This is a genomic window from Chelativorans intermedius, assembly GCF_025398255.1.
Taxonomy (GTDB): Bacteria; Pseudomonadota; Alphaproteobacteria; order Rhizobiales; family Rhizobiaceae; genus Chelativorans; species Chelativorans intermedius.
The window spans coordinates 1-8,244 of record NZ_JAODNW010000050.1 but is presented as its reverse complement, the minus strand read 5'-3'; the positions used below and the strand labels follow the sequence as shown (position 1 = coordinate 8,244).

Sequence of the window (8,244 nt, the reverse complement as noted above, 5' to 3'; positions counted from 1 at the left end):
CGCGCCATGGCGCAGGCCACTGCCACCTGGCCTGGTTTTGCGCCGCCGCGTGGCCGGATTTTGCACCGCCGTTGACAGGCCAGTGTGCCGGTTGCGCCGAGGCCGAGCGATGTGAGTGCTGGACCGGGACAAAAACCGCCCAGCCCCCAGCCGATGCCGAAGATGGCTGGGCCGACGACGATGCGACGGTCGATGTCGCTCTTCGTTGGTAATTGGAAGCGGCCGCCAGCGACCGGCTGGCTGCGTGTCAGTACCAAACGAAAGCCGATAAAGGACACGAGCACGGCACCGCCCATGACAAAGGCAAGCGACGGGTCCCAGGTGCCGAACAGGTCGAGGAAGTTGAGCACCTTGGCCGGGTTCGACATGCCGGAGACAACGAGGCCGACGCCGAAGAGAAGACCGAGCGCGAGATTGACGAGGAATGACATGCGATCAGCTCCCGATTGCGTGACGGACGAAAAGGACGGTGACGAAGGCGGTCGCCATGAAGACGCCAGTCGCCACGAAGGAACGTGCAGAAAGGCGCGATAATCCGCACACGCCATGGCCCGAGGTGCAGCCATTGCCCCAGACCGCGCCGAACCCGACCAGCAGGCCGGCGGCGACCATCAGAGGAATGTTTGGGGAGACGGTTTGCTCAATCGCGCCGCCTGTCAGCGCCATCATGGCAAACGGCGCAGCCACCAGGCCGACGACGAAACCGAAACGGGAGACGAAGGCGCTGTCGCGATAAGGCGGCAGGAGCCGTCCGGCGATGCCGGAAATACCAGCGATGCGCCCCTCCCACAGCATCAGAAGCACGGCCGACAGGCCGATCATGATGCCCCCGAACAGGGATGCGAAGGGAGTGAACTCGGTCATGGCCTGTTTCCTTGGCGATCTTTCTGCGGATCTTCGCAGAACATCTGATGCAACAGAGTGATAAATTCGGAGATGCGGCCGTCAGCGAGCCGATAGAACATGTTCTTCGATTCCTTGCGGCCGGTGATGAAGCCGGCCTCGCGCAGTTCGGCGATTTGCTGCGACAAGCCCGGCTGGCGGATGCCAAGCGTGTCCTCCAAGTCGCGGACCGACCGTTCGCCATCGACGAGCGCGCAGACAATCATCAACCGCGAGGGGTGGGCGAGCTTCTTCAGGAAGTCCGCCGCATCTCCGGCATTCTCGACCATTTCGGCCGTATCGGGTGCAAGATCACGTTTCATTGGTCGTCCCATGCGGCCCCTTCGAGCGCGTCGAGGGGGAGTTTCAGGTAGCGTCTCCCGTTCGCCTCGGGCTCAGGCAGCCGTCCGCCATTCATGTTCACCTGCAGCGCGTGGAGGATGAGCTTGGGCATGGCCAGGGTCTTGTCGCGTGCCTCGCGCACCCTCACGAAGTCGACCTCTGTCTTATGGTTCGTGATGTGGGTATTCTTCGCCTTTTGCTCGGCGACCGTTGATTCCCACAGGGGCTCACGGCCGTCAGGCTGGTAGTCGTGGCCGGTGAAGATGCGGGTCTCATCCGGCAGCGATAGGATCTCCACGATCGACTTGTAGAGCTGAGAGGCGCTGCCACCGGGGAAGTCGGCCCGTGCGGTGCCCGAGTCCGGCATGAAGAGCGTGTCGTGGACGAAGGCCGCATCGCCGATCACATAGGTGACCGAGGCCAGCGTATGCCCCGGCGAAAGAAGCACTTTCGCAGGAAAGTTGCCGACCGTGAAGGTCTCGCCCTCCGCAAACAGCTTGTCCCATTGGGAGCCGTCGGCCGGGAAATCGGGCCAGTTGTAGATGCCCTTCCAGAGTTTCTGCACCTCGACGACCTTCTCGCCGATCGCAGTTGGCGCGCCAGTCTTATCCTTGAGATACTGTGCCGCCGAGAAGTGATCGGCATGCGGATGGGTATCGAGGATCCATTCCACCTTGAGACCCTGCTCCTCTATATAGCCAAGGATGGCGTCCGCGTTCCTGGTTGCGGTCGCGCCTGACTTCTCGTCGAAATCCAGAACCGGATCGACGATCGCGCAGGTCTTTGTCTGCGGATCAGTGACGACATATTGGATGGAGAAGGTGCGTTCGTCGAAGAAGCCCTTCACGAGTGGCTTGGCAGTGTTCATAGGACGCTCCGAAGGTTAACAGTGATGTTCAGGATTCAGCGGCCGTGCGCGTCCAGCCATTTGACGGCGCCGGAGAGATCGAGGCCGACCCGCTGACCAAGGGGCGTCACCTCGTCCTTCTTCATGCGTCCGTCCAGAACCTCGCCGATGGCATAGAGGGTGGCCGAGCGCGTTCCGGTCTTGCAGTGGGCCAGCACCGGACCGCGTGCCTCGGTAAGTGCCTTCTGGAACGCGCGGACCTGATCCTCACTGACCCCTCCCGGCACGACCGGGATGTGGCTGTAACCGAGCCCTTGGTTTTCGGCGACTGCGCGGTTGTCGGCCGCACTCGGCTGGCCGGGTTCCTCGCCGTCAGGACGGTTGTTCATGATTGCGGCGAAGCCCTTCGCCTTGGCCTGACGAATATCGTCGGCCGTCAGTTGCGGCCCAACGTAAAGTGTGTCGGAAATCCGTTTCATGCGTCACCTCTTTGCTCATGACGGGCAAAATGCCAGCGGTGACGACCACATAATATCGATTGCAAAAAAATGCAATAGCAATGATGAAAGTGATTCCGTCCAGGATGGCCTGCATCGAGCCGGGTTAGCGTTCATCCGCCAACGCCGCAGAAGCTTTCTGGTCTCGTCTGTGGCCACTGCACTACCCGGCATCCATGCCTGCCTGTGCGCGGCCGCGCCGCCTATCTCCGGCCGCCGCCGATGTACTTCACCAAGGCAACAGCGGCCAGTATCAGCACCAGCAGGACAAGAACTGCTATGACACCCATTCCCCACATGCCGCCAGCCATGCCGTCCATCATCACACTGATCCTTTGAGTTCACCAAAAGCCGCCAAATCGGCAAACCAGTGGCTACAGAATTTGTTCCGGGGCACGCTCGCGCAGCATTGGTGCTGAGGGACAATGAACGGAACTTTCGAACGCGAGTGGCGCGGTCATCCGGCTATTGCGCGGCCGATACTGTTGGCTGAGGTAAAGCTAGTCGTCCACGGAAGAGTCGAGGGAGCAAATCCTCGGATTCACTCCTGCTTCCTCGTCAACACAAATTTGTCATGGCGCGACGGATGAGCAGGCGAAGCGTGACGCAATCGCTGCGGCACGGGAATCCAAATCGCCAACGGGACGAGCACCGCACATCGGCTACGGAACAACGAAACGTAGAATGCGTTCCGCAACTTAACATCTCGAGGAGGTTCGGCCATGCGAGTTCGAGAAATGATCAGCACTCACCCCGACGTTCAAGGCAGCACGGCCGACAAGCTCCTGAAAAGCATCGAGAAGTGCGACAGCTGCGCACAAACCTGCACCGCGTGCGCAGAAGCATGCCTCGCCGAGTCGACGGTAGATCAGCTTAGGCAGTGCATCCGGCTGAACCTCGATTGTGCCGATATATGTATGGCGACTGGCGCAATGGCCTCGCGGCGCACTGGTTCCAACGTGGAAGTCCTGCGGGCAGCAATACAGGCCTGCTCCGAGGCATTCGCCGATGCGGTGAAGAGTGCGAAAGCCATGCCGAGAAGCACGAGCACTGCCGGATTTGCGCGGAGAGTCATGCATGCGCTGCGCTGATGCGTGTCATGCTGCTCTCGAGGAAGTTCACTGAGCCGAGCGCAGCACTTCGGGAGCAGCGAAGAGCTGCTCCGATGATCGACCACGAACCGGAGGGTACGGAATGAGTTACACAGTCAACCGCAAGATCGATGGCGTCACGTTTGAAGAAGCGGTCGAGAGGACGCGCGCGGCGCTGGCCGAACAGGGCTTCGGAGTTCTAACTGAAATCGACGCGAAAGCTACGATGAAGAAGAAGCTCAATGTGGAGATGGAACCTTATCTGATCCTAGGTGCCTGCAACCCGACCATGGCGCATAAGGCAATAGGAATGGAGCCACGCGTCGGAGCCATGCTGCCCTGCAATGTGATTCTTCGACAGGTGGAACGCGGAGTGGAGGTTAGCGCAGTTGATCCCGTAGCGTCGATGATGGCGATTGATAACCAGGAGTTGAAGCGCGTCGCGGGACAAGTTCGAGACCTCCTCGCCAATGCAATTGAACGCATCTGAATGTACAGAACTGATGCGTGATCACCAACCTCCGCAGAGCGCTCTCTTTCGCCGCAGGCGGACCTTTCCGCCCCGAAATTTCCTGCATGCGCAAAGGACGTGGCCGTCAAGTCGCTGGCCGGGCAAAGTTCAGCAACGGGTCCGCATGCCGAATCCGTGCCATTGCCGGGAGCCGCGCACGTCGACTTTGTCGCGATGCTCGAAGCATGATCAACCCGTGGCGTCGGTGACTGCATCCGTGCATCCTCACGGCGCTGGATTGTCACGAACCTGTTGCGCTTCGACCGGCTGCGCATGCTGAGCAAACCTACCAGAGAACCGGCCACCTCTAGCATTCTGCTGAGTATCACGTCGGGGTCGAACCGTCACTGCCCACACAAGCGAATTTCTCGGATCCCGGCATCTGTGCGGCCTCTCGTTCCTCCGGTTTGAACCGGCTTTCCTCCTGGTCGTTGAAGACGTGATCTTGCGTGATCGCTTGCAACGCGCGGATTCGTAGTCGTACCCAATCAGCTCGACGTTCGCATCGATAGTTTCGGGAAACATGTGACCGTTCTTCCTAAATCATCGAACTAATGTCAGATGCAAAGCTCGGATAGGCGAAGATGAGTCCCTTGATCTTGTTCGCGGTCAGGCCTGCGGTCATCGCCATTGCGAAAAGGTTGATCTGTTCCTCGGCACCGGGGCCGATGAGATGCGCACCCAGGATCTTTCCGGTCCCCTTTTCGACCAGAACCTTGTAGCCGGTGTGCCTGGCGCCGACGCGCAGTGACGAGTACCAGCCCGCCGTCTTGTTGAAATGGGTGTCGAAATCCAATTCCTTGTCGCGTGCGGCGGCTTCGGAAAGCCCGACAGAAGCTATCTGCGGCAGCGTGAAGACGACGCTTGGGATCGGCGGATAATTCACCTCCCGCTCATCCTTGCCGGCAAGCAGGTTCTTGCCGACAATCCGGCCTTCATTGGCTGAGACGGGGGTGAGGTTCGGACCGCTGTCCGCACAATCGCCCGCGGCGAAGATGGCGGGGTTGGTGCTGCGCATGAAGGGGCTGACCTTGATACCCTTGCGGCTGTACTCAACGCCTGCGGATTCGAGGTTGAGATGGTCGATATTGGGCACGCGACCGGTTGCGTGAACCACCAGATCGCAGCCGACAGTCTCAACGCCTGTCGGCGTCTCGTAGGTAACCGTGAAACCTGTGCCATTCTTCTCGATCTTGAGAACTTTGGCCTCCGTTCGCAGATCGATGCCGAGATCGGTGGTGGCTTCGGACAAGATCGCGACCAGGTCCGGATCGAAATTCCCCAGCGGCCGCTCCATCATTTCCAGAACCGTTACTTCGCGCGCGCCCGCACGCTTGGCGATGTGGGCGAATTCCATCGCGATGAATCCGCCGCCAACGAACACGGCCCTGTCGGGCCGTTCGGGCAGTTCGAGGAAATCGGTGCTGGTCGCCAGCAATTCCTCGCCGGGGATGTTCAGCGTCATTGGCCGGGCGCCGGTGGCGATATGAAAGTGCCGTCCCGACAGGGTCTCACCGTTCACCTCGATTGTGTCACGCCCGGTAAAGCGCGCCTCGCCGTGCAACACTGCAATACCGGCCTTCTCCAGTCCGCCCTCGATGCGGCCGGGCATCGCGTCGGTGAATGTGCGCTTGAAAGCGATCATGTCCGGCCAGCTGACGGAGGCCTGTGCCTCCAGCCCCTTGCCGTCGAGGCTGTGGGCCCATTCGACGCCCTCGGTCACGGCGATCAGCATCTTTTTGGGGTCGCAGCCCCGCAACGCACAGGTGCCGCCGAAGGGCAGGCTGTCGATGCTGGCGACCGACCAGCCGGCATTGGCGGCCATCCGAGCGACACCGTTTCCACCCGTCCCGCCCCCGATCACGATCAGATCGAAACTTTTGGTATCGCTCATGGTTTTGCCCTTTCGGCCCGCTGCTGCTGTTAGACTGACTACGTTCTTTTCATGAAAGCTGCCGCCGGTTCTGGCGAAAGCTCATTTATGCTGGCCAGGGAGGGGATGCGTGACGGCATCTGTTCGAACATCGCTGCCGCTCGGCCGCGCACTCCGGTGCCACAGAACGATTCCGGTGACGGCCAGGACAGCGGCGACAAGCCAGAAGAGGCCACCTCCAACAAGCCAGTTGGCGAAGCCGGCAAAGCTGACCGCGCCGGTGGCGGCGAGTACCAACCCGCCACAACACACGATGTGGGCCACCGGCACCCCGGCAATGCCATATCGGTGCGAAGGTTCCATTTTTGCCTCCTATCCGGCGCAGCAGGACAGCTTCGCCACATCCTTGCCGAAGCCCTGCGCGGCGAGTTTCAGCCCCTCGACCGTGGTGAGATAGGGAAAGATCGTCTCGCCCAGTTCCCGTGTCGTCATGCCGTGCTTGATGGCGAGAACCAGGGTTTGAATGCTGTCTGCGCCCTTGGGCGCCAGGATCTGGCCGCCAAGCAGACGATCGGTCCCGGCATCGGCGACCAGCTTGATGAGCCCGCGCGTGTCGCGCGCGGCCAGCGCCCGCGGCACCTGGTTGAGCGGGACGATCGAGGTCTTGGTCGTAAAGCCGGCGGCTTGCGCGGCCTGCTCGGTCAGCCCGACGCCCGCGACCTGCGGATCGGTGAATGTCACCCACGGCATGGCCGCGTTATCATAGACGAGGCCGTCGCCGTTCAGCGCGTTCTGCGCCGCGAGCTTGGCGCCGTAGGCCGCCATGTAGACGAACTGGTCACGGCCGGTCACGTCGCCTGCCGCGTAGACGCCAGGCCTTGAGGTGCGCATCCGCTCGTCGACGACGATGCCGCCATTGCCGGACAGTCGCACGCCCGCCTCTAGCCCGAGAGCATCGGTGTTCGGCGATCGTCCCGTGGTCAGAAGAACTTGCTCCGCGGGGATCACCTCCTCCGCCCCGTTGATGGCGATCGTCAGCTCGACACCTCGATCCGTCCGCACGATCCTGCGATAGGCAAGATCGGTGCGGACGATGATGCCCTCGTCACGAAGATAGCCGGTCAGGGCCTCAGAAACCTCCGGCTCTGCCTCCGGCAGCAGGCGGCGACGAGTGACAAGTGTCACCTCTGTTCCAGCTCGGGCGAACATCTGCGCCAGTTCGCAGCCGATATAGCCACCGCCGATCACCAACAGTGAACGCGGCAGCTCAGCGAGTTCGAGCGCGGTCGTGCTTGTGAGGTAGGGAACCTCCGCAACGCCGGGAATATCGGGCAAGGCCGGCGAAGAACCGGTCGCGATGATGATCCTGCCGGCCGGGATCGCGGCGCCATTCACGAATACGCCCTGTCCGTTCAGGCGCGCAGGACCCTCAAGATAGACAATCCCGTTATATTCGGGCAGCAGGTCGATATATTTCTTCTGCCGCAGGGTTGTGACCAGATCATCCTTGGCCGCGATGAGACCTGCCCAGTCAATCACATTGGCCTCGCCGGCAAGGCCGGGAAAACGATGCGCGGCGCGCGCACCGTGCAGCGCCTCGGCGGCGCGGATCATCGTCTTTGACGGAACGCAACCGACATTGACGCAGGTGCCGCCGATTGTGCCGTGGCCAATGAGCGCGACCTGCGCGCCCATCTCAGCGGCTGTGATCGCGGCCGAGAAACCCGCGGAACCGGCGCCGATCACCGCCAGGTCATAGCGGCAATTACTTTTCGGCTTGCAGCAGTCGGACATGAAAAATCTCCTAATGATTTCTGGTATCGACACGTGGCGAAGTCGCCACAGCAGGTAGCCGACTGCAGCAACGATCATGATGAGAACAGGCACTGGGCCGTAGACCGCTGTTGTGAGCGCGCCCACGCCGATCACGCCTACAGTGACCAGCAGGAGCAGTGCCAAACAACACGGTGCTACTTCAGGGCGCCAACCAGTCCGAAGCCAAGCATGGACCGGTGATGCACGGGTTCAATTCCCGATCGCCTTGGCTGGGTAGCCAGCATTGGTGGAAGCAGCGGCTATGGCCGCAACCGTGGTGGCCGAGGGGTCGTAGAGAACCGTTGCCGACTTGGCCTCGAAATCTACCTTGACCGATTTCACTCCCGCAACACCTTCCATGGCCAAGCGTACCGTGATCGGACACG

The 8,244-nt window shown here is 61.2% G+C and carries 11 protein-coding genes; 2 read left to right on the top strand and 9 right to left on the bottom strand.

Translation table 11 applies throughout. The features are described 5' to 3' along the window. The 5 genes from NYR58_RS19805 to NYR58_RS19785 all read right to left on the bottom strand — a co-directional run. Positions 1–431 (bottom strand): YeeE/YedE family protein (locus NYR58_RS19805; protein ID WP_261522866.1); only part of this gene is annotated, 431 nt, incomplete at its 3' end. 4 nt (positions 432–435) lie between these two features. Continuing rightward, positions 436–864: a YeeE/YedE family protein gene (locus tag NYR58_RS19800; RefSeq protein WP_261522865.1), complete on the bottom strand. Its 429-nt coding sequence runs from the start codon at positions 862–864 to the stop codon at positions 436–438. Beyond that, the gene (locus NYR58_RS19795) at positions 861–1,205 is read right to left on the bottom strand and encodes an ArsR/SmtB family transcription factor (RefSeq protein WP_261522864.1); all 345 of its coding nucleotides are present in this window, start codon (positions 1,203–1,205) and stop codon (positions 861–863) included. The genes NYR58_RS19800 and NYR58_RS19795 overlap by 4 nt, the downstream gene beginning before the upstream one ends. Further along, the gene (locus NYR58_RS19790) at positions 1,202–2,092 is read right to left on the bottom strand and encodes an MBL fold metallo-hydrolase (protein ID WP_261522863.1); all 891 of its coding nucleotides are present in this window, start codon (positions 2,090–2,092) and stop codon (positions 1,202–1,204) included. The genes NYR58_RS19795 and NYR58_RS19790 overlap by 4 nt, the downstream gene beginning before the upstream one ends. 35 nt (positions 2,093–2,127) lie before the next feature. After that, positions 2,128–2,550: a TIGR01244 family sulfur transferase gene (locus tag NYR58_RS19785; protein ID WP_261522862.1), complete on the bottom strand. Its 423-nt coding sequence runs from the start codon at positions 2,548–2,550 to the stop codon at positions 2,128–2,130. Between the two features lie 740 nt (positions 2,551–3,290). Between NYR58_RS19785 and NYR58_RS19780 the strand changes: the two genes are divergently transcribed. Both NYR58_RS19780 and NYR58_RS19775 read left to right on the top strand, forming a co-directional pair. Continuing rightward, on the top strand, positions 3,291–3,659 hold the full coding sequence (locus tag NYR58_RS19780; RefSeq protein ID WP_315903354.1) for a four-helix bundle copper-binding protein: 369 nt from the start codon (positions 3,291–3,293) through the stop codon (positions 3,657–3,659). A gap of 103 nt (positions 3,660–3,762) precedes the next feature. After that, positions 3,763–4,149 carry a DUF302 domain-containing protein gene (locus NYR58_RS19775; RefSeq protein ID WP_261522861.1) on the top strand — a complete coding sequence of 129 codons (387 nt, stop codon included), beginning with the start codon at positions 3,763–3,765 and terminating at the stop codon, positions 4,147–4,149. A 559-nt stretch (positions 4,150–4,708) separates the two neighbouring features. Here NYR58_RS19775 and NYR58_RS19770 read toward each other — a convergent pair. The 4 genes from NYR58_RS19770 to NYR58_RS19755 all read right to left on the bottom strand — a co-directional run bounded on the left by NYR58_RS19770 (position 4,709) and on the right by NYR58_RS19755 (position 8,236). Then, positions 4,709–6,064 (bottom strand): dihydrolipoyl dehydrogenase family protein, encoded by a 1,356-nt coding sequence (locus NYR58_RS19770; RefSeq protein ID WP_261522860.1) that lies wholly within the window; start codon positions 6,062–6,064, stop codon positions 4,709–4,711. An 81-nt stretch (positions 6,065–6,145) separates the two neighbouring features. Then, positions 6,146–6,406 (bottom strand): hypothetical protein, encoded by a 261-nt coding sequence (locus NYR58_RS19765; RefSeq protein WP_261522859.1) that lies wholly within the window; start codon positions 6,404–6,406, stop codon positions 6,146–6,148. Positions 6,407–6,415: 9 nt separating this feature from the next. Beyond that, positions 6,416–7,915 carry a mercury(II) reductase gene (merA, locus tag NYR58_RS19760; RefSeq protein ID WP_315903355.1) on the bottom strand — a complete coding sequence of 500 codons (1,500 nt, stop codon included), beginning with the start codon at positions 7,913–7,915 and terminating at the stop codon, positions 6,416–6,418. A gap of 153 nt (positions 7,916–8,068) precedes the next feature. Further along, complete coding sequence (locus NYR58_RS19755; protein ID WP_261522867.1) at positions 8,069–8,236, bottom strand: heavy-metal-associated domain-containing protein; 168 nt, start codon at positions 8,234–8,236, stop codon at positions 8,069–8,071. Positions 8,237–8,244: the final 8 nt, after the last annotated feature.

Bases quoted from the DNA above. Each gene is read 5' to 3' on its own strand.
- NYR58_RS19800 (WP_261522865.1), bottom strand. From the start codon at position 864: ATGACCGAGTTCACTCCCTTCGCATCCCTGTTCGGGGGCATCATGATC.
- NYR58_RS19795 (WP_261522864.1), bottom strand. From the start codon at position 1,205: ATGAAACGTGATCTTGCACCCGATACGGCCGAAATGGTCGAGAATGCC.
- NYR58_RS19790 (WP_261522863.1), bottom strand. From the start codon at position 2,092: ATGAACACTGCCAAGCCACTCGTGAAGGGCTTCTTCGACGAACGCACC.
- NYR58_RS19785 (WP_261522862.1), bottom strand. From the start codon at position 2,550: ATGAAACGGATTTCCGACACACTTTACGTTGGGCCGCAACTGACGGCC.
- NYR58_RS19780 (WP_315903354.1), top strand. From the start codon at position 3,291: ATGCGAGTTCGAGAAATGATCAGCACTCACCCCGACGTTCAAGGCAGC.
- NYR58_RS19775 (WP_261522861.1), top strand. From the start codon at position 3,763: ATGAGTTACACAGTCAACCGCAAGATCGATGGCGTCACGTTTGAAGAA.
- NYR58_RS19770 (WP_261522860.1), bottom strand. From the start codon at position 6,064: ATGAGCGATACCAAAAGTTTCGATCTGATCGTGATCGGGGGCGGGACG.
- NYR58_RS19765 (WP_261522859.1), bottom strand. From the start codon at position 6,406: ATGGAACCTTCGCACCGATATGGCATTGCCGGGGTGCCGGTGGCCCAC.
- merA (WP_315903355.1), bottom strand. From the start codon at position 7,915: ATGATCGTTGCTGCAGTCGGCTACCTGCTGTGGCGACTTCGCCACGTG.